The sequence below is a fragment of the uncultured Peptoniphilus sp. genome (genome assembly GCF_946998875.1).
Classification (GTDB): Bacteria; Bacillota; Clostridia; order Tissierellales; family Peptoniphilaceae; genus Peptoniphilus_A.
In genome coordinates this window covers 1-18,987 of sequence record NZ_CAMQAY010000026.1, presented here as the reverse complement: position 1 = coordinate 18,987, position 18,987 = coordinate 1, and the positions used below count along the sequence as shown (strand labels likewise).

The 18,987-nt window shown below is 33.7% G+C and carries 19 protein-coding genes; 15 read left to right on the top strand and 4 right to left on the bottom strand.

Annotated features, from left to right (window positions below):
- Positions 1 to 620: ATP-binding cassette domain-containing protein (locus tag Q0U74_RS06665; protein WP_297393511.1), on the top strand; the 620-nt coding region annotated here is incomplete at its 5' end.
- A gap of 72 nt (positions 621 to 692) precedes the next feature.
- Here the strand turns inward: Q0U74_RS06665 and Q0U74_RS06660 are convergent.
- From Q0U74_RS06660 to Q0U74_RS06645, 4 genes are all read right to left on the bottom strand, one after another.
- On the bottom strand, positions 693 to 1,730 hold the full coding sequence (locus Q0U74_RS06660; protein ID WP_297393510.1) for a DUF4179 domain-containing protein: 1,038 nt from the start codon (positions 1,728 to 1,730) through the stop codon (positions 693 to 695).
- Positions 1,720 to 2,241 (bottom strand): sigma-70 family RNA polymerase sigma factor, encoded by a 522-nt coding sequence (locus Q0U74_RS06655; protein ID WP_019125866.1) that lies wholly within the window; start codon positions 2,239 to 2,241, stop codon positions 1,720 to 1,722. Before Q0U74_RS06655 ends, Q0U74_RS06660 begins: the two co-directional genes overlap by 11 nt.
- A gap of 128 nt (positions 2,242 to 2,369) precedes the next feature.
- Complete coding sequence (locus tag Q0U74_RS06650; protein ID WP_297393507.1) at positions 2,370 to 3,209, bottom strand: ABC transporter permease subunit; 840 nt, start codon at positions 3,207 to 3,209, stop codon at positions 2,370 to 2,372.
- The gene (locus Q0U74_RS06645) at positions 3,199 to 4,566 is read right to left on the bottom strand and encodes an ATP-binding cassette domain-containing protein (RefSeq protein ID WP_297393505.1); all 1,368 of its coding nucleotides are present in this window, start codon (positions 4,564 to 4,566) and stop codon (positions 3,199 to 3,201) included. The genes Q0U74_RS06650 and Q0U74_RS06645 overlap by 11 nt, the downstream gene beginning before the upstream one ends.
- A 233-nt stretch (positions 4,567 to 4,799) precedes the next feature.
- Here Q0U74_RS06645 and ychF point away from each other — a divergent pair, with 233 nt between their 5' ends.
- The 14 genes from ychF to alaS form a co-directional block, all read left to right on the top strand.
- The gene (ychF, locus tag Q0U74_RS06640) at positions 4,800 to 5,888 is read left to right on the top strand and encodes a redox-regulated ATPase YchF (protein ID WP_297393504.1); all 1,089 of its coding nucleotides are present in this window, start codon (positions 4,800 to 4,802) and stop codon (positions 5,886 to 5,888) included.
- A 7-nt stretch (positions 5,889 to 5,895) separates the two neighbouring features.
- Positions 5,896 to 6,723 (top strand): HAD-IIB family hydrolase, encoded by an 828-nt coding sequence (locus Q0U74_RS06635; RefSeq protein WP_297393502.1) that lies wholly within the window; start codon positions 5,896 to 5,898, stop codon positions 6,721 to 6,723.
- Positions 6,724 to 7,575: a ribosome biogenesis GTPase YlqF gene (gene ylqF / locus Q0U74_RS06630; protein ID WP_297393500.1), complete on the top strand. Its 852-nt coding sequence runs from the start codon at positions 6,724 to 6,726 to the stop codon at positions 7,573 to 7,575.
- On the top strand, positions 7,562 to 8,179 hold the full coding sequence (locus Q0U74_RS06625) for a ribonuclease HII (RefSeq protein WP_297393498.1): 618 nt from the start codon (positions 7,562 to 7,564) through the stop codon (positions 8,177 to 8,179). Before ylqF ends, Q0U74_RS06625 begins: the two co-directional genes overlap by 14 nt.
- Positions 8,173 to 8,532, top strand: a complete 360-nt coding sequence (locus Q0U74_RS06620; RefSeq protein ID WP_297393497.1) for a YraN family protein — start codon at positions 8,173 to 8,175, stop codon at positions 8,530 to 8,532. Before Q0U74_RS06625 ends, Q0U74_RS06620 begins: the two co-directional genes overlap by 7 nt.
- Positions 8,533 to 8,657: 125 nt before the next feature.
- The gene (gene sufC, locus Q0U74_RS06615; protein WP_297393495.1) at positions 8,658 to 9,404 is read left to right on the top strand and encodes a Fe-S cluster assembly ATPase SufC; all 747 of its coding nucleotides are present in this window, start codon (positions 8,658 to 8,660) and stop codon (positions 9,402 to 9,404) included.
- The gene (sufB, locus tag Q0U74_RS06610; RefSeq protein WP_297393493.1) at positions 9,405 to 10,817 is read left to right on the top strand and encodes a Fe-S cluster assembly protein SufB; all 1,413 of its coding nucleotides are present in this window, start codon (positions 9,405 to 9,407) and stop codon (positions 10,815 to 10,817) included. It begins immediately after the preceding gene.
- 7 nt (positions 10,818 to 10,824) lie between these two features.
- Positions 10,825 to 11,871 (top strand): SufD family Fe-S cluster assembly protein, encoded by a 1,047-nt coding sequence (locus Q0U74_RS06605; RefSeq protein WP_297393492.1) that lies wholly within the window; start codon positions 10,825 to 10,827, stop codon positions 11,869 to 11,871.
- A gap of 1 nt (position 11,872) precedes the next feature.
- Positions 11,873 to 13,114, top strand: coding sequence for an aminotransferase class V-fold PLP-dependent enzyme (locus tag Q0U74_RS06600; protein WP_297393490.1), 1,242 nt, complete (start codon positions 11,873 to 11,875; stop codon positions 13,112 to 13,114).
- Positions 13,104 to 13,559: a Fe-S cluster assembly sulfur transfer protein SufU gene (gene sufU / locus Q0U74_RS06595; protein WP_297393488.1), complete on the top strand. Its 456-nt coding sequence runs from the start codon at positions 13,104 to 13,106 to the stop codon at positions 13,557 to 13,559. The genes Q0U74_RS06600 and sufU overlap by 11 nt, the downstream gene beginning before the upstream one ends.
- Before the next feature lie 11 nt (positions 13,560 to 13,570).
- Entirely contained in the window at positions 13,571 to 13,966 is a 396-nt protein-coding gene (locus Q0U74_RS06590; RefSeq protein WP_297393486.1) for an Rrf2 family transcriptional regulator, read from the top strand.
- A gap of 7 nt (positions 13,967 to 13,973) precedes the next feature.
- Positions 13,974 to 15,101: a cysteine desulfurase family protein gene (locus Q0U74_RS06585; RefSeq protein ID WP_297393484.1), complete on the top strand. Its 1,128-nt coding sequence runs from the start codon at positions 13,974 to 13,976 to the stop codon at positions 15,099 to 15,101.
- Between the two features lie 4 nt (positions 15,102 to 15,105).
- A complete protein-coding gene (locus tag Q0U74_RS06580) occupies positions 15,106 to 16,389 on the top strand; it encodes an AI-2E family transporter (protein ID WP_297393482.1) in 1,284 nt (427 codons plus the stop codon).
- 77 nt (positions 16,390 to 16,466) lie between these two features.
- The coding region (gene alaS, locus Q0U74_RS06575) for an alanine--tRNA ligase (protein WP_297393480.1) at positions 16,467 to 18,987 on the top strand (2,521 nt) is incomplete at its 3' end.

Sequence of the window (18,987 nt, the reverse complement as noted above, 5' to 3'; positions counted from 1 at the left end):
TGGACATTGCAAAATTATCTGAAGACAAGAGAGCAATTGATATTGGAAAGGTAAACCAAGACCCATCAAAGGGAGTTTGCCAAAGCTTAAATATTTTGGAAAATATGTCTATGGCATTTAAGAAGGGCAACAAATTTACCTTCAAAAAATTAATCGACAAGAGCAACAATGAAAAAATAATTGAAAAACTAAAATCAATTGATCTTGGACTTGAAAACAAATTAAAGACACAAGTAAAATTTTTATCAGGTGGACAAAGACAATCACTATCTCTATTAATGGCGACAGTAAAAAAGCCAAAGATACTTTTACTTGACGAACACACAGCAGCCCTTGACCCAAAGACATCAAAGTTAATCATGGATAAGACTAATGATTTAATAAAAAAAGAAAAGATCACAACACTTATGATCACTCACAACTTGAAAAACGCCATAGAATATTCAGACAGAATAATAATGCTAAATAAGGGCGAAGTTGTCCTAGACATCCTTCCAAATGAAGTGACAGAAGAAGAATTAAATAGAATTTACAACGAAAAAATTGAAGAATCAAATAATATAGAATCAGAAAGATTAAAAAGTTTAGAAAATATGAAACAAATAGAAAAAATCGCATAAACCTCATAAAATAATTGCATGGAAAAAAGTCCTACCTTTTGTCGGGTAGGACTTTTTCCTTAATGTAAAATTTTATTTTAAAGTGAGAGTAAACTCGTCACCAATTTTTTGTTCTCCAATAGGCATTTCTTTGTCATAGCTGTTGACTGTCACTCTGTATAATTGGCATTTTAGTGTTTTGATTTCATTTAAAAGTTCATCGGCAGTAACTTTGCTAATGACTGGTGAAAAATATAGAGTGGATTTATTTTTCTCTGCTTCGCGAGTTTCAAAATAAACAAATCTATCTTTGGAATCTCTGGCTTTTATTGAATAAAGATATCCATCTTCGGTGTCAGGATAGGTTAATAGGATTTTTTGTGAAGCTGGGCTTGTAGCAAGGCTTTCAATGACAATGTTATTTGTATCTGGAATAGTAAAGTCCTTTGCTATAAGATTTTTATTCATTTTCATTTGTGACATATCTATATTTGTTGAGAGAGTAATTTTTTTCTTGTTGCCTAAAAATTCACCGAAGGAAAATTCTAAATTAACTTTGCCTTCTTTTGGCAATGAATCTTCCAAAACATATTTAAGATTATAGACATTTACTTTTTCATCTTCAGGTAAAGTATATCCAGAGGCACTGGAGCTAAGAATTTGATTTTTCTTGCCATTAACTTTAAGTTCAGTTAAGGAAACTTCTCCAGAGAGCATTTTTTCTGAGTCATTTAGACTCAAAATTACAGTGTATAAATTATTATCTTCAACAACAAATTTATCTAGAATATATTTTTTGCCATTTATTTCAAAAGCTTCATTTAAATTTACGCTGTATTTATCAACTTCCCTTGAAAGACCCATGGCATCAGATAAAGTAATTTTAAAATTACTTGCTAGTTCTCTTGTCTTAGCTAAGACATAGCCACCGGATTTGTAGTTTGTTATTCCAAAAATCAATATAAGAGATGCTGCTATTGCCACCACTTTTTTATTAAACTTATTTTTCTTGTTTTTTATTTTTAAGGATCTCACAGTTCTTTTTAGATTTTCTATTTCAAAATCATTAAGAGGAACTTCTTCGTATTCAATTTTCATGTCGTTTAATTCATCATAAATATTATTTTTCATAAAAACTTTCCCTCCATTTTTTTAAAAAATTTCTTCCTCTGCTAACTTTTTTGTAGGCATTAGCTGTGGAAATATTTTGTTTAGATGCTGCCTCTTTATAGGAGAGGCCATGGATAAAAATATTTTCAAAAAGTTTTTTGTCTTCGTCATTTAAAAGTGAAAGGATTTCTTCTATTTCTAGATTTGAAGATAAATCTGAATCGACGATTTTTGAATCTTCATCTAGTCTAAGGCTTTCAAATTTAATTTCTTTTCTAAGAATATCTATGGCTCTATACTTTGCAACAAGGGCACACCAATTTTTAAAAGTAGACCTACTTGGGTCAAAGTATTTAATATTTTGCCATATACTTAAAAGTGCGTCATTCATGGCTTCTTCCCAAAGGTTTGGATATTTCCAAAGCGTTTTTGAAATAACACCTTTTAATATTTTTCCGTACTCTTCAATAAATATATAAAGGGCATCTTCATCTTTATTTTTTAGCCTTTCTATCAAGTCTTTATTATCCATATTTCCTCCTTCACTAATATATTCGTGATAGAGATAATAATTCTGACAAATTTTTAAAATTAGAATTTATGAAAAATAATTTTGAGCATAAAAAAACTACTTTGGCTTAAGCAAAGTAGTTTTTTAAATTAATATTTAAGTTCCTTGCTTGAATAGATTGTGTAAGTCAAGACAATCATCAGTATAAAGATAACTGCATTTGCTATTATGCCAAATAGGTTTAGGTCTGCACTGACAAAGCTATAAGGTCTAAAGGCTTCGTTAGGGAAGTAAGATACAACCATGCCAAAGACATCGCCCATAACTTTTCCTACAATCGTAAGTAGTACAATTAAGAATACAAATAGGGCAGCTACTGCATCTTGGTGTAGTGAAGATTTTGACATTGAAGAGAAGAAGTAGCCAATGGACATAAATACTAGACCTGAGCCAAGTAGTCCAACGAAAACTTTTACTACTGCTTCAAAAATTTCAAAGCTTGTTATTTCAGCTGCATCACTTGCTCCAATTCCTATGGAAGAAATTCCAAGAACAAGTCCAACTGTTGCAAGTGCCATAATTATTAAAAATAAGATGTAAGTTAACAAGTTGGCAGCAATTTTTCCTGTTACAATTTCTGATTTTGAAATTGGATTTGAATAAATGTATTCAATGTTGCCTGAGCTTTGTTCCTTAGCAAGGGAGCTTGCTCCAAGTTGCATTGCAAAAACAAATATTAAAACTGCAAGGTAGTGGTAAACAAGGGCAATGTAATCGCCAATATTTACTATGTCCATGCCTTCATAAATTCCCAAAATATTTCTAGTTGGCTCGTTAAAGCTTTCCATAACTGAATTAAATAGTGAGTTCATTTGTGACTCTGCAAGGAAAGGATAGAAGGCAAGCATAAGTCCAAGTAAAATTATTAGGACGATTGCCCAAGATATCATCTTTGCAAAATTTGATTTAAATTCCATATTAAATATCATCTTTATCCTCCTTTAGCCTTGTCTCTTCTGTTGCATTAAAGACGCCTTCATCAGAGGTTTTAAAAATAATTGTATCGTCTTTTCTATTTTCTTCTGAACTGTCAAGGAAAATTTCTGTATTATCAATAAAGTTTTCCTGAACTTTAGGCTCAACTTCATTAATTGTTTCTGCTTTTTCAATTTCTAATTCAGGAGAAACTTCTTCTTTTATTTCAGGAGATTTCTCTTCCCCAAGAACAACTTTATCTTCATCGACAAAAAGATTTGTCTTTGTGTTGTGAATTACATCTTTTTCAGAATTTTCTAAATTGACGCCTTCTACTTCGGAAAAATTATTTTCTGCATCGCTAATTTTTATTGTGTTTTCTGTAACTCCATTAACTTCAGAAGTTTCAAGAACACTTTTAGAAATTTTTTCTGTAGGAGTCTCTTCTACATCTTTTACTGGAGCAGGAGCTTTTCTTCTAGGAAGCTTTGCATTTTCTCCCTTGTAGTAAGCATTTACTTTATCAGATAATTTTGCATCTTCAAGTACATAATTTTCAAGGGCTTCTTCATAGATAACCTTTGAAAGTTCAGGAAGAGCTCCATCATAGTAGAGGATTGTTTCATCTTCCTCATCCTTAATAATTCTTGCGCCAATGGAAGTAAAGTAATTTAAATTTCCTCTATAAGAGTCAATTTTTAAAACCTTATCTCCAGCTGCCTTGACATTATTGTATTCAGTGTCTTGGATTTTTCCATCAGACAAGTAGGCAATTCGTGAAGAATATTTTTTTGCCTCTCTAAGAGAATCGGATAAAAGTAAAACTGTTAAGCCTTCACTTTCATTTAATTTCTTTACATGAGAGAAAAGTCTGTCTATGTCCTTTTCTTCTAAAAATTTTGCAGGCTTATCTAAGATTAAAAGTCTTGGTTTAATAACTAAGGCATTAATAATTGCAAAGAGTTTTCTTTCTCTATCTCTCAAGTCGCAAATGCGAAGGTTTGAATTAAATTCAAAATAATCACAAAGGACATCAATGTCTTCTGTGTTAGACAAACCATGTGCGCTAAGTGTCTTCTTTAATAAAGTATAAGATTTTATCTTTGAATCGAAAATCATATCTTCAGATACGAAGGACACAGTTTCTTTTATTTCTTTTGATTCCTTAAATGAATCCATATCATAAACCCTAATAGATCCACTACCAGGTTTTAAGTATCCCATTATAATTCTAGCAAGAGTTGTCTTTCCGGAGTTTTCTGTTCCAAGAAGAGAGAAAAATTCGCCATCTAAAATTTCTAAATTTAAATTTGATAAGACTTTTTCCTTGCCCTTGCGTTTTGTCAGGTCATTTATGACGATGGCACTCATACTATTCACCTCTTTAATAATTGATAAACTCATTATACAATAAAAAATGGCTAAATAAAAGTTAAGAGTGGATTTATAATTGATTAGAAAAAATTTTTGAAAAAAAAACATCAATTAATAAGTCGAAAATTTTAAAACCATAGAATAATTTACTGCAAATCTTTTAATGAGGAAAATTAAATGACGACTTGTCTCGCCTGTGATATAATTTTAACTTGAATGGAGGTTTTCTAATGAAACTTGGAATCGTAGGACTACCTAATGTTGGTAAGTCAACTTTATTTAATGCCCTAACAAGTGCTGGTGCCGAAGCTGCAAACTATCCCTTTGCAACTATTGAGCCCAATGTTGGGGTTGTAAATGTACCTGATGAACGATTAGATGTGCTTGCAAAGTTGAGCAAGTCAGAAAAAATTGTTCACACTAATATAGAATTTTATGACATAGCTGGTCTTGTTAAGGGTGCCAGCAAGGGCGAAGGACTTGGAAATCAATTTTTATCAAATATTCGTGAAGTTGATGCCATTGTCCATGTAGTAAGATGCTTTGACGATGAAAATATTATTCACGTTGACGGCTCTATCGACCCTCTTCGTGATATTGAAAATATAAATTTGGAATTAATTTTTTCAGACCTTGAACAAGTGGAAAACAGATATGGCAAGGTGGTAAAAAAAGCTAGAGCAGAAAAATCTCTTGCCAAGGAAAGAGATCTATTGGAAAAAATAAAATTAGCCTTGGAAGAAGGAAGACCTGCAAGAGAAGTTGAACTTGACGAGGAAGAAGAAAAAATTATAAAAAACTATTCTCTTCTAAGTGCAAAGCCTGTCATCTATGTTTGCAATGTAGCCGAAGAAGACATAAACAAGGAAGACAATGAATATGTAAAAAAGGTTAGAGCCTATGCAGAAAAATCTGGCGACGAAGTTGTTGTCATCTCTGCAGAAATCGAAGCAGAAATTGCTGCTCTCGACCAAGATGAAAAGGAACTCTTCTTGGAAGAACTTGGTCTCGATTCCTCTGGTCTCGACAAATTAATTAAGTCTTCCTACAAACTTTTAGGCTTAATTTCATTTTTAACTACGGGCGAAATGGAAACTAGGGCTTGGACTATTAAGAAGGGCTCAAAGGCTCCAACAGCTGCAGGAAAAATCCACACTGATATGGAAAGAGGCTTTATTAAGGCTGACACTGTTAGCTACAAGGACTTAGTTGAATCAGGTTCTGTTGCTGTGGCAAGAGAAAAGGGACTCATAAGAAGTGAAGGTAAGGATTATGTCGTAGAAGATGGCGATGTAATTGTATTTAAATTTAATGTATAGGTGATTTATGATTAAAATGGTTTCTATGGATTTAGACGAAACTCTTTTGACTACAGATAAGGTCATTACAGAGAGTTTTGAATCCTTTGTAAAAAAACTAAAATCAAATAATATTATTCCAGTAGTGGCTACGGGAAGAGAATACTATTCTGCCCATAAATTTGTGGGAAACAATGTTGACATAGATTTAATTTGCAACAATGGAAATGTAATTAGAGATAATTTATCTGGCAAGGTTCATTATGTAAATCCCATTAGTGAGGAGGACTTAAAGAGGGTCATGGCCTTTGATGACAATGACAAAGTCTTTACATCACTTCACATAGAGAGAGATGATGGGATTGATCTTGTTTACAAGAAAAAGAATTTTACAAATTTTGAGGGTACTTATGTTGACGCCTTTAGGGGAAGAAATCTCGCTCTTGATGATTTTAATAATTTAGAGGGCAATCCACTTTCCATTGTCTTTGCAGGAAGCCATGACGATTTAGTAGGTCTTAGAAATAGGATGAGAGATGAAATTTCTGATAGATTTAATTTTCACATCATGAAAATTAGAAGAGAGCCAAAGTGGATGCTTGAAGTTTTACAAAAATCTGGAGACAAATTTTACGGCGTAAAAAAATATGCAGAAATTAGGGGCATAGACTTAAAAAATGTTGCAGCAATTGGCGACGACTCCAACGATGTAATGCTAATAAAATCTGTTGGCCTTGGCATTGCCATGAAAAATGGCGTTGAAAGACTAAGAGAGGCAGCCGATGTGGTGTCTGACTTTGACAACAATAATGACGGAGCAGTAAAAATTTTAGATAAGGTTTTATTTGGTGATTAAATGAATATTAACTGGTATCCAGGTCACATGAAAAAGACCATTGAGGACATTGAGAAGAAATTAAAACTCGTTGATTTTGTAATCGAGATAATTGACTCTCGTATTCCCTATTCAAGTAGGAATCCTCTCTTTAAAGACCTTTTAAAAAATAAAAAAAGACTTTTAATATTTAATAAGTCTGATTTATCAGATCCAAAATTAAATGAAGAGTGGATGGAAAAAATTACTGACGAAAATAATTTTGCCATATCCTACAATGCCATGAAGCCCAATGTAAATTTAGTTGTAAAAAAATCTGAAGAACTCATGGCAGATGAGATAAAAAAATACCAGGATAAGGGACTTAAGAAGGGTCCTCTTCGTGCAATGATTGTGGGCATACCAAATTCTGGCAAGTCAACTTTTATAAATTCAATTTCAGGCACGAAATCTGCAAGGACTGGCAATAGACCTGGAGTTACAAAGACAAATCAGTGGATAAAGATTCACTCAAAGCTTCATCTTCTTGACACGCCAGGAGTTTTATGGCCAAAGTTTGAGGATAAGGTTGGACTTAACCTTGCCTTTACTGGTGCCATAAAAGATGAAATTATGGATAGGGAAACTCTAGCCTTAAAATTAATTGAAAAATTAAAAAATATTGCTCCAACTTCTCTTGAAGAGAGATATAAAATTTCTGATATAAAAGAAATGTCGCCCCTTGAAATCATGGATGAAATTGGAAAAAATAGGGGCGCCCTTATGCGTGGGGGTCTTATAGATTATGAAAAAGTTTCTGGAATTATCTTAGATGAATTTAGAAAGGGAACTCTTGGAAGAATAACTTTGGAGGAGCCTAATGAATTTTTATAATTTTGAAAATGAATATTACGAAAAGGGATACAAAAACATCTGCGGCATAGATGAAGTTGGCAGAGGTTGCCTCTTTGGCGATGTAGTTTCCTGCGCAATTATTATGCCCAAGGATGATTTCATCGAAGGAGTAAATGATTCAAAAAAATTAAGTCCCAAAAAGAGAGAAGAACTTTACCCAAAAATTTTGGAGTCTTGCCTTGCTGTTGGCATAGGAAGAGCAAACCCAGATATAATTGACAAGGTAAATATAAAAATGGCGACACACATTTCCATGATAAATGCTCTTGAAAATTTGCGCGACAAGGAAGGCAAAAAAGTTAGTGCAGATTGCGTTCTAATAGATGCAGAGACAATTGAAACAGGAATTTTTCAGAAAGCAATCATTAAGGGCGACGAGTCCTGCTACTCCATTGCTTGCGCCTCTATAATTGCAAAAGTTTATAGGGATAATCTTTGCGACAAGTGGGCAGAAAAATATCCTCACTACGGCATCGAAAAGCACAAGGGCTATGCCACAAAGTATCACAGAGATGCACTTAAGGCTTATGGTCCAACAGAAATGCACAGAAAATCTTTTTTGAAGAATATGAAATTATGGTAGGACACAATTTATTTTTTGGAAATCGTGGAGAGGACATTGCCACAAAATTTTTGGAGCAAAAGGGATATGTAATATTAGAAAGAAATTACAGGGCTCTAGGGACAGAGATCGACATTATAGCAAGGGATAAAGATGAACTTGTCTTTGTTGAAGTGAAGTCTCGTAATTCAAGAAAATATGGTGATGCCTACGAAGCTGTCACTGAATTTAAAATGCAAAATATAATACAGACAGCAACAGCATATATTATGGAGAAAAATCTTTTTGACATAATGGTGCGTTTTGACATAATTGAAATTTATTTTAAGGAAAAGGAAATCAATCACATAGAGTCGGCATTTATGCTTTCATAAACTAGGTTAAGCCTAGTTTTTTTATTTGCAATAAATATTTGATTATTAAAAAACTTGTGTTATTATAGTTAATAGAAAAAAACATAGTAATTTTGTATGAATTATTTTTTATAAATGGAGGAAGTATGACAGAGTTATTGAGAGTAGAAAATTTAAGTGCAGGCGTGGAAGATAAGGAGATCTTAAAAAATATAAATTTAAAAATTAATTACGGCGAAGTTCACGTAATTATGGGACCAAATGGTTCAGGTAAGTCCACACTTGCCAATGTAATTATGGATAACCCAGTTTACAATGTGACAAGCGGCAAAATATTTTTAGATGGCGAAGACATAAGTGACCTTACAACAGACAAGAGGGCTAACAAGGGACTTTTTATGTCCTTCCAAAGTCCAGAAGAAGTGCCAGGGATTTCTGTAGAAAATTTTATTAGAACAGCTAAGTCTTTAAAGGAAGACAAGACAATTTCTATTTTAAAATTTAAAAAAGAAATCAAAAAGGAAATGGAAGATTTAAAAATGGATTCTTCTTATGCAGAGAGATACTTAAATGTTGGTTTCTCTGGTGGAGAAAAAAAGAAAAATGAAATTCTTCAAATGCTTATGTTAAATCCAAAACTTGCCATTCTTGATGAAACAGATTCAGGACTTGATGTTGATGCAACAAGAATAGTTTCTAGTGGAATTGAAAAGTTTTTAAATAAGGACAATGCAGTTTTAATTATCACTCACCACAAGGAACTTATAGATAACATTAAACCTGATTTTGTTCACGTAATTTTAGATGGACAAATTGTAAAAGAAGGAGACGCTTCTCTAATTGATAAAATCGAAAAAGAAGGATTCAATTGGATAAGAGAAGAGGTGAAATAATTGGCTAAGACAGAAAAAACTTATGTAGAAGACATGGACCGCGGCGTCTATGATATAAAAAATGAATTTACCTACAGGTCCAAGACTGAAAAGGGACTTACAGAAGAAATTGTAAGACAAATTTCTGCTGAAAAGGATGAACCAGAATGGATGCTTGAAAGTAGACTAAAGGCATTAAAGATTTTTAATGAGAAGAAAAATCCTGACTGGGGTCCAGACCTTTCAGAAGTTGACATGGACAAAATCACAACTTACATCAGACCTGATGCAGACATGTCTGATGACTGGAAAAATGTTCCTGACGAAATAAGAGATACTTTTGATAAGCTTGGCATACCTGAAGCTGAAAAGGAAGCTATGCTTTCTGGTGTTGGAGCACAGTACGACTCTGAGGTAGTCTATCACAACATTCAAAAATATTTGTCTGACCAAGGAGTTATTTACACGGACTTTGAAAGTGGACTTAAAAAATATCCAGAAATTGTAAAAAAATATTTTAGCAAGTGCATTACGCCAAAGCTTCACAAGTACGCTGCCCTTCACTATGCAGTTTGGTCTGGTGGGTCCTTTGTCTATGTGCCAAAGGGAGTAAATGTAGATATACCTCTACAATCTTACTTTAGACTTAACGCTCCAGGTGCAGGACAATTTGAGCACACACTTATAATCGTAGAAGACGGTGCATATTGTCACTTCATAGAAGGCTGTTCTGCTCCAAAGTACAATGTAATAAACTTACACGCAGGTGCAGTTGAACTTTTCGTTGGCGAAGGCGCAACTCTTAGATATTCAACAATTGAAAACTGGTCAAGAAATATGTACAACTTAAACACAAAGAGAGCCATTGTAGAAAAAAATGGAAAAATCGAATGGGTTTCAGGTTCCTTTGGTTCAAAGGTTTCAATGCTTTATCCTGCATCAATTTTAGTTGGAGAAAATGCATCTAGTGAATTTACTGGTATTTCCTTTGCAGGTGAGGGACAAAATCTTGACACTGGAGCACAAGTTGTTCACGCAGCACCACACACTAAGTCAACTATAAACACTAAGTCAATTTCAAAATCTGGCGGAATTGCAATTTACAGAGGGCTTGTTGAAATAAAAGAAAATGCTGTAGGTTCAAAGAACTCAACATCCTGTGAGTCACTTATGCTTGACTCAATGTCTCGCTCTGACACAATTCCTACAATAAATATTGAAAACAACGACATCGACATCGGACATGAAGCAAAAATCGGAAGAATTTCTGACTCTGTAATTTTTTATTTGATGTCAAGGGGAATTTCAGAACAAGAGGCAAAGGAAATGGTTGTAAGAGGATTTGCAGAGCCAATTGCCAAGGAACTTCCTATGGAATATGCAGTTGAGATGAACAACCTCATTAACCTTGAACTTGTTGGAGCTATTGGGTAGGTGAAAGATGAATATAATTGGAAATGAAATTGCCTTTAAGACTTTTAGCTTTTTAAAGGTAAATGAAACTGAAATAAAAATTCCTGAAATTAAAGGGATCTTATATAGAGAAGTTGGAGAAAAAAATCCAGGAGAAATTTCTGAATTTGAAAAAATAAAATATGGAATTTCAGAAGATGCACTAGAATTAAATAGAAAATATTTAAATTATTTTAATTCTTACGATGCTAAAGAAAGCCAAGAGGAATACGACTTTAAATTATTTGAATTAGATGACGAATATTCTGAACTTTTTGATCTTCATCACATTCTTGCAGAAAAAAACTCAAAATTAAAGGTAGTTTTAGACTACACATCTTCTGGCCAAGGTGAAAAATTTAGAAATTCTGTAATAAAAGTTCTTGCCAAGGAAAATTCTGAAGTAGAAGTTTTCGTCATTGCAAGAGACGATGACAAGTCCCTTGTTCTTGAATCTATTGGCATTTATACAGAAGATGGAGCAAAGGTAACTCTTCACCAATATGAACTTGGGGCAGGAAAACTTTACACAAATTATAAGTGCGAGTTAATTGGAGAAAAGTCTCAGTCAATAGTAGATTCAATTTACTTTGGTCAAAGAGACGAATATCTAAACATGAATTACGACATGATTCATAGGGGCAAAAAAACTGAATCCGATATTTTGGTAAATGGAGCCTTAAAGGACAGAGCCTTTAAAAACTTTAAGTCAAACCTACAATTTATTGAAGGGGCAAGGGGTGCTATTGGCTCTGAAGAAGAGTATTCAATATTACTTGATGACACAGTTCACTCAGTGTCAGTGCCACTAATGCTTGCTCACGAAGACGATGTAGTTGGCAATCACGCATCAAGTGCAGGTAAGCTTGACATGGACCAAATATTTTATTTAATGTCTAGGGGCATTAGCCACGAAGAAGCTGAAGCCTTAATAGTTGAATCCAAATTTTCTCGTGCAATTGACGCTCTTTCTGATGAAAAATTGAGAGATGAAGTTTGGGATTCAGTTAGAAAAATTATAAAGAGAGGAAATTAAGATGTTTACAAAAAATGAAATTGAAGATATTAGAAAAGAGTTTCCCTTTTTAAAATTAAAACCAAATGGCAAAGACATTGTCTACTTTGACAATGGGGCAACTACACAAAAGCCTCGTGAGATTTTAGAAAATATAAAGAATTTTTATGAAAATGAAAATGGGAACCCACACAGGGGAGCTCACTATCTTGCTATGAAGTCCACAGAAGTTTATGAAAATGCAAGACAAAAGGTTGCCGACTTTGTGGGAGCAAAAAAGGCAAGTGAAATTGTATTTTTAAGAAATGCAACAGAAGCACTAAATTTAGTTGCCTATTCCTATGGACTTAACAATTTAAGCCAGGGCGACGAAATTTTGATTTCAATAATGGAGCACCACTCAAACCTAGTTCCTTGGCAAGAAGTTGCCAAAAAAACTGGGGCAAAATTAAAATATTTATACATTGACGAGGACAAACAAATTCCTTTTTCTGAAATTGAAGAAAAAGTCACAGAAAAGACAAAAATTTTATCAATAACAGGTGCATCCAATGTAGTTGGAACAAATCCAGACATTGAAAAAATTGTTAAATACGCAAGAGAAAACTCTCATGCAAAAATTATTTTAGACGGTGCACAACTTGTGCCTCACAGAAAAGTAAATGTATCTGAACTTGATGTTGACTTTTTAGCTTTTTCTGGTCACAAAATGTATTCTGCTCTAGGAATTGGTGTCCTTTATGGTAAAGAGAATTTATTAAATGAAATGGAGCCCTTCCTATCAGGTGGCGACATGATTGAATATGTTTACGAAGATAAGACAACTTTCTTAGATGCGCCACAAAGATTTGAAGCAGGAACTGCAAATGTTGAAGGGGCAGTAAACCTTGCAGCAGCCATTGATTTTATAAATAAGTATGGTATGGATAAAATTGACCAGTACGAAAGATATTTAACTGACTATTGCTACGACAAATTAAAAAAATTAGATTACCTTGAAGTTTATACAACAAGCGACAAGAACAGAGCGCCAGTAATATCTTTTAACTTTAAAGAAGCTCACCCTCACGATGTTGCATCAATTCTTGACACTTTTGGCATTGCCATAAGATCAGGTCACCACTGTGCTCAACCACTTCACAGATTTTTGGGCTCAAACTTTTCTTGTAGAGCAAGTTTTGCGATTTATAATACAGTGGAAGAAATTGATTATTTCGTTGAACATCTTGAAGATGTAAGGAGGATTTTAGGAATTGAATCTTGATAATATTTACACTGAATTAATTTTGGAACATTCAAGAAATAAACACAATAGACATGAACTTGAGGATTACACTCACAAGGAACTTGGACACAATCCAAGCTGTGGCGATGAAATCACTCTTGAACTCAAGGTAGAAGATGGAATAATAAAAGGCATCTCCTACACAGGTCATGGCTGTGCAATTTCACAAGCATCTACATCAATAATGTGTGACAATGTAAAGGGCTTAAAGGTGGAAGAAGCCATTGAAAGGGCAAAAAAATTTATTGGCATGGTAAAGGGGGAAGTTACAGACCCTGATGAACTAGAAGACCTTGACGATGCCATTGCCTTTGAATCCATTAGTACACTTCCAGCCAGAGTTAAGTGCGCAGTCCTTTCCTGGTACACCTTAAAGGACATGTTAGAAAATAATAAAGAAGAAGGATCTTTTATTCCATCATAAGAGGTGATTAAATGAAACTTTCTACAAAAGGCCGTTACGGTTTAATGGCAATGTATAATTTAAAGGAAAATATGGGCAAGGGTCCCATTGCACTAAAGGATATTGCAAAGGAAGAAAATTTATCTGAATCTTACTTGGAGCAACTCTTCACACTTCTTAGGAAGGCTGACCTTGTGAAATCTATAAGAGGAGCAGGCGGTGGCTATGTTCTTTCAAGAGACCCAGAGGAAATTGCAATAGGAGAAATAATAAATGCCCTTGAAGGCGACATGTCCCTTTCCTGTTGTGACCTTGGCAAAAATTCCAATTGCGGGAAGCTTAAGGAATGTGCAACTAGAGATATTTTATCAAAACTTCAAGGACAAATTGAAGATGTAATGGAGTCTATGACTCTAGCAGACATGTGAGGTTATTATGATTTACATGGACAATGCTGCCACTACAAAAATAACAGACAGTGTTTTTAATGCCATGCTTCCCTATTTGAGAGAAAATTATGGGAATGCATCGGCAATTTATTCTCTGGGACAAAAATCTAGGGCAGCAATTGAAAATTCAAGAATAAAAATTGCAGAAATTTTAAAAACTAAGCCCAGTGAAATTTATTTTACATCTTCTGGCTCTGAGTCAGACAACTGGGTTATAAAAGAATCATTGAATCCAAGGGAAAAACATCATATAATATCATCAAGGATAGAACATCCGGCTATTTTAAATTCACTTAAGGCAGTAAAGAGATTGGAGAGTGATTATTCTCTGATTTCAGTTGATAAAGAAGGCTTTGTCAATTTAGATGAATTAAGTGAAAAAATTAGGGACAAGACAAAATTAATTTCCATAATGTTTGCCAATAATGAAATAGGAACTATTGAGCCCATAGAAGAAATTTCAAAAATTGCTGGCGAGAAAAATATTTTACTGCACACAGATGCAGTGCAAGCCATGGGCAATATTAAATTTAACCTAAAGGATTTAAATGTAGATATGCTTTCTATGTCAGGTCACAAACTTGGAGCTCCCAAGGGAATTGGAATTTTATACATCAAAGAGGGTACAGAAATTTATCCCTTCATAGATGGTGGAGAACAAGAGATGGGCATGAGAGCCTCCACAGAAAATGTGGCATCTATAGTTGGCATAGGAAAGGCAATAGAAGATGCCTACGCTAATATTGACGCGAACATAGACTACACAAGAGATTTAAGAGATTATACTATTGAAAAACTTTTAAACATTGATGGAATTATTTTAAATGGTCCAAGAGAAAAAAGACTTCCTGGAAATATTAATATCACTTTAAAGAATACTAAGCCACAAACTATGGTGCAGTATCTGGACATGTATGATATATGTGTGTCCTCTGGCTCTGCTTGCGCAGCAGGAAGTATAAATCCATCCCATGTCCTAAGGGCAATTGGAAGAAGTGAAGAAGATTCTCTTTCCATGCTTAGAATTTCCATAAATCACAACAACACAAAAGAAGAATGCGATTATGTAGTGGAAAAAATAAATGAAGGGATGAAAAAGTTCAAGAACAGGTGATAATATGTTGGAACAAATTTCCGGTAATGCCGCGAGATTTATGATTTATGCTCTGGCAATACTATCTATACTTCTAATATTTTTGGCGATTTATTATCTGATAAATATTGGAAATAGATATATTGAAGGCAGAAAGAGAATAAGCATAGATTTGCATTTCATTACAAAAATATTTTTAGGGATTTTAACTCTCTATTTAATTACAATAATTTTTAACAAATTTCCAATTTTAGGTTACACTCTTTCCTCTGCTATTATTGCAATTATTTTTGCCTACATAATAGACCCAATAGTAAATTATTTGGAGAGAAAGGGCGTCAAGAGACAATTTGGTGTAATTATAGTTTACATTTCAGTTGTCTTGATTTTTGGGGTTTTAATAGTTTCTGTTATTCCAAAGACTATTAACGAAATTTCAAAGTTATTGGCAAGTCTTCCAGAAATGGTTGATACCTTAACTAAAAATGTAAATAGTTTTTTGACAGATATTTTTGCTAAATTTAACATTGAACTGCCCAATAATTTTATAGATTTTTATAAAGAGTCAAATCCAAAGGTTGAGGGAAATGTTGAGACTCCACAAATAGTTTCAAATATTTTAAACTCAATGAAAAAAACTATAGATGACTTAGTTACAAAGGCACAAGGCTCACTTATGGGCTCACTTTCTGGAGTGTTCTCCAAGGTATATGGCTTTGTGACATCTGCCTTTAGACTTGTCTTAATAATTATTTTCTCCTTCTACTTTTCAGTGGACAAGGAAAAATTTACACTTAAAGTGAGAAAATTTATGCCAAATAAATATAGAGAAGACATAACATATCTTGCAAATAGAATTGACATAGCTCTTCAACAATTTATTAGAGGAAGAATGCTACTTGCAATCTTCGTTGGAATCCTCACTATGATTTATCTTTTGATTTTAAGAGTAGATTTTGCAATAATCATTGGACTTATAACTTGTGTGGCAGACATAATACCTTTCATTGGACCTTTCCTTGGTTGTGTCCCAGCAGTTTTATTTGCCTTTATGGATTCACCAATAAAAGCCTTTTGGGTTTTAATTCTCTTCATATTAGTTCAATGGGTTGAAAATAATATTTTGGCACCTAAACTAATTGGAGACAGCACAGGGCTTAATCCACTAATAATTTTAATTTCAATAATCATAGGTGGAGGTATCTTTGGTGTATGGGGAATGGTAATCTCCGTTCCAATTACATCTATAATATTTATACTAATTGATTTTGCGAAAATAAAATACAATGACAGATATAGCTCTAATTGACAATCATATTCTTTATAATTATAATATTTATAGCACATCCTCCCAGGGAATGGGAGGATTTTTAATAGGAGTTGTATATGAAATATTTAGGTTTACACGATATAAGAACTGAATTTTTAAAATTTTTTGAATCAAAAGGTCACTTAATACTACCAAGTTTTTCACTAATTCCAAAAAATGACAAATCATTACTTTTAATTGGAGCTGGCATGGCACCAATGAAAAAATTCTTCACTGGAGAAGAAATTCCACCTGCAAAGAGAGTTACTACTTGCCAAAAATGTATTAGAACTGGCGATATAGATAATGTAGGTTTAACAGATAGACATGCAACATTTTTTGAAATGCTTGGCAATTTTTCCTTTGGAGATTATTTCAAGCACGAAGTAATACCTTGGGCTTGGGAATTTTTGACAGTTAATCTTGAAATTCCTAAGGAAGATCTTTGGGTTACAGTTTATAAAGATGACGATGAAGCCTTTAACATTTGGAAAGATGTAATAGGAATTCCTGAAGAAAAAATAATTAGACTTGGAAAAGATGATAATTTCTGGGAACTTGAAGTTGGTCCATCTGGTCCATGTTCAGAAATTTATGTAGATAGAGGTCTTGAATACGGATCAGTTGATGAAAGACCTGGCGGAGAAGGCGACAGATTTATTGAAGTTTGGAACCTAGTTTTCACTCAATTTGATAAGGATGAAGCTGGAAACTACAATCCACTTTCACATCCAAATATTGATACAGGAATGGGACTTGAAAGAATTGCCACAGTTCTACAAAGGACTGACAATATTTTTGAAATTGACGCAATAAAAGACATTATTGGAGAAATTTCAAAGGTTTCAGGTAAAAATTATGGCGAAGACAAAAAGGCAGACATCTCCTTTAGAGTTATTACAGACCACATTAGAGCTATGACTTTTATGATTTCTGATACAATTGTGCCTTCCAATGAAGGTAGGGGCTATGTACTAAGAAGACTTATAAGAAGAGCTGCAAGACATGGAAGAAAACTTGGAATCAAGAGAGCCTTCCTTTATGAAATTGCAGACATGGTAATGGACTCTTGGGGCGACCAATATAATGAATTAAAGGAAAATAGAAAATCCATTAAGGAAATAATCAGAAGAGAAGAAGAAAAATTCTTAGAAACTATTGACGGTGGACTTGTAAGACTTAATGCCAATATCGAAGAAATGAAAGCAAGTGATAAAAAATTACTTGACGGCAAAAAAGCTTTCAAACTTTATGACACTTACGGCTTCCCAATTGACTTGACAGAAGAAATCTTAAAAGAAGAAGGTTTCGATGTTGACATGGCAGGTTTTGAAGCTGAAATGGAAGATCAAAAGAGAAGAGCCAGAGAAGCAAGAGACGACAAAAACATTGGCTGGGCTAACCAAGACAACAAGCACCTATTTGAAGGTCTTTCCAATGAATTCTTGGGCTATGAAAAAAATGAGTGTCAGGGAAATATTATAAGAATAATTTCTGATGACGATGAAATTGTGGACTCCATAAATGAGGGCGAAAGAGGCATTGTCATCTTAGACAAGACTACTTTCTATGGAGAAAGTGGTGGACAAGTAGGAGATACTGGAGAAATCATTTCTGATAAATTTAAGTTAAAAGTTACAGACACTAAAAAGACTAAGGATGGACTTCACCTTCACTTTGTAGAGGTTGAAGAAGGAAAGCTAGAAAAGGCACCAGTAAAGGCTGTCATTGATGTAAAGAGAAGAAATAACATAAGAAGAAACCACTCTGTAACTCACCTACTACACAGAGCCTTAAAGGATGTTTTAGGCAACCACGTAAACCAAGCTGGCTCACTAGTTTTGCCAGACAGAATGAGATTTGACTTCTCTCACTTTGAAGCAATGTCTAAGGAAGAAATTGATAAAGTTGAAAAAATAGTAAATGAAAAGATTTTTGAAGCTCTTCCAGTTGAGACTAAGCTTACAAACTTAGATGAAGCAAAAAAAATGGGAGCAGTTGGTCTATTTGAAGACAAGTATCACGACGAAGTTAGAGTTCTTTCCATGGGAGATTATTCTCGTGAGCTTTGCGGCGGTACTCATGTTTCCAATACTTCTGAAATATCAATGTTTAAAATCCTATCTGAAAGTGGTATAAGTAACGGTATTAGAAGAATTGAAGCTATTACTGGTCCTGCTGTTTTAAAATATTTAAATGAACTTAAGTATGAACAAGAAGAAATAGCTAGGGAACTAAAATCAAATAAAGAAGAAATTTTACAAAAGATAAAATTAAATATTAAGAGCCTAAAGGAAGCAAGTAAAGAAATTGAAAAACTTGAACACGATATGGCTAAGGATCAAATTTCTGGACTTATGGATGCAGTTAAGAATAAAAATGGCATAAATTATGTCATCAAAAAATTTGATGGAGTAGATGTAAATACTCTTCGTGACTTAGCTGATGAAGTTAGAAACAAAGTTGGCTCAGTTGTAGTTTTATTTGCAACAGTAAATGACGATAAACTTAACTTTGTATGTGCAGTTTCAAAGGACTTAGTTGAAAAGAAAATTGCCGCAGGCAAAATTATAAAAGAAATTGCAAAGGTTGCTGGCG

Excerpts from the sequence above, each read along its gene's own strand:
- Q0U74_RS06660 (WP_297393510.1), bottom strand. The coding sequence starts at position 1,730 with ATGAAAAATAATATTTATGATGAATTAAACGACATGAAAATTGAATAC.
- Q0U74_RS06655 (WP_019125866.1), bottom strand. The coding sequence starts at position 2,241 with ATGGATAATAAAGACTTGATAGAAAGGCTAAAAAATAAAGATGAAGAT.
- Q0U74_RS06650 (WP_297393507.1), bottom strand. The coding sequence starts at position 3,209 with ATGATATTTAATATGGAATTTAAATCAAATTTTGCAAAGATGATATCT.
- Q0U74_RS06645 (WP_297393505.1), bottom strand. The coding sequence starts at position 4,566 with ATGAGTGCCATCGTCATAAATGACCTGACAAAACGCAAGGGCAAGGAA.
- ychF (WP_297393504.1), top strand. The coding sequence starts at position 4,800 with ATGAAACTTGGAATCGTAGGACTACCTAATGTTGGTAAGTCAACTTTA.
- Q0U74_RS06635 (WP_297393502.1), top strand. The coding sequence starts at position 5,896 with ATGATTAAAATGGTTTCTATGGATTTAGACGAAACTCTTTTGACTACA.
- ylqF (WP_297393500.1), top strand. The coding sequence starts at position 6,724 with ATGAATATTAACTGGTATCCAGGTCACATGAAAAAGACCATTGAGGAC.
- Q0U74_RS06625 (WP_297393498.1), top strand. The coding sequence starts at position 7,562 with ATGAATTTTTATAATTTTGAAAATGAATATTACGAAAAGGGATACAAA.
- Q0U74_RS06620 (WP_297393497.1), top strand. The coding sequence starts at position 8,173 with ATGGTAGGACACAATTTATTTTTTGGAAATCGTGGAGAGGACATTGCC.
- sufC (WP_297393495.1), top strand. The coding sequence starts at position 8,658 with ATGACAGAGTTATTGAGAGTAGAAAATTTAAGTGCAGGCGTGGAAGAT.
- Q0U74_RS06605 (WP_297393492.1), top strand. The coding sequence starts at position 10,825 with ATGAATATAATTGGAAATGAAATTGCCTTTAAGACTTTTAGCTTTTTA.
- Q0U74_RS06600 (WP_297393490.1), top strand. The coding sequence starts at position 11,873 with ATGTTTACAAAAAATGAAATTGAAGATATTAGAAAAGAGTTTCCCTTT.
- Q0U74_RS06590 (WP_297393486.1), top strand. The coding sequence starts at position 13,571 with ATGAAACTTTCTACAAAAGGCCGTTACGGTTTAATGGCAATGTATAAT.
- Q0U74_RS06585 (WP_297393484.1), top strand. The coding sequence starts at position 13,974 with ATGATTTACATGGACAATGCTGCCACTACAAAAATAACAGACAGTGTT.
- Q0U74_RS06580 (WP_297393482.1), top strand. The coding sequence starts at position 15,106 with ATGTTGGAACAAATTTCCGGTAATGCCGCGAGATTTATGATTTATGCT.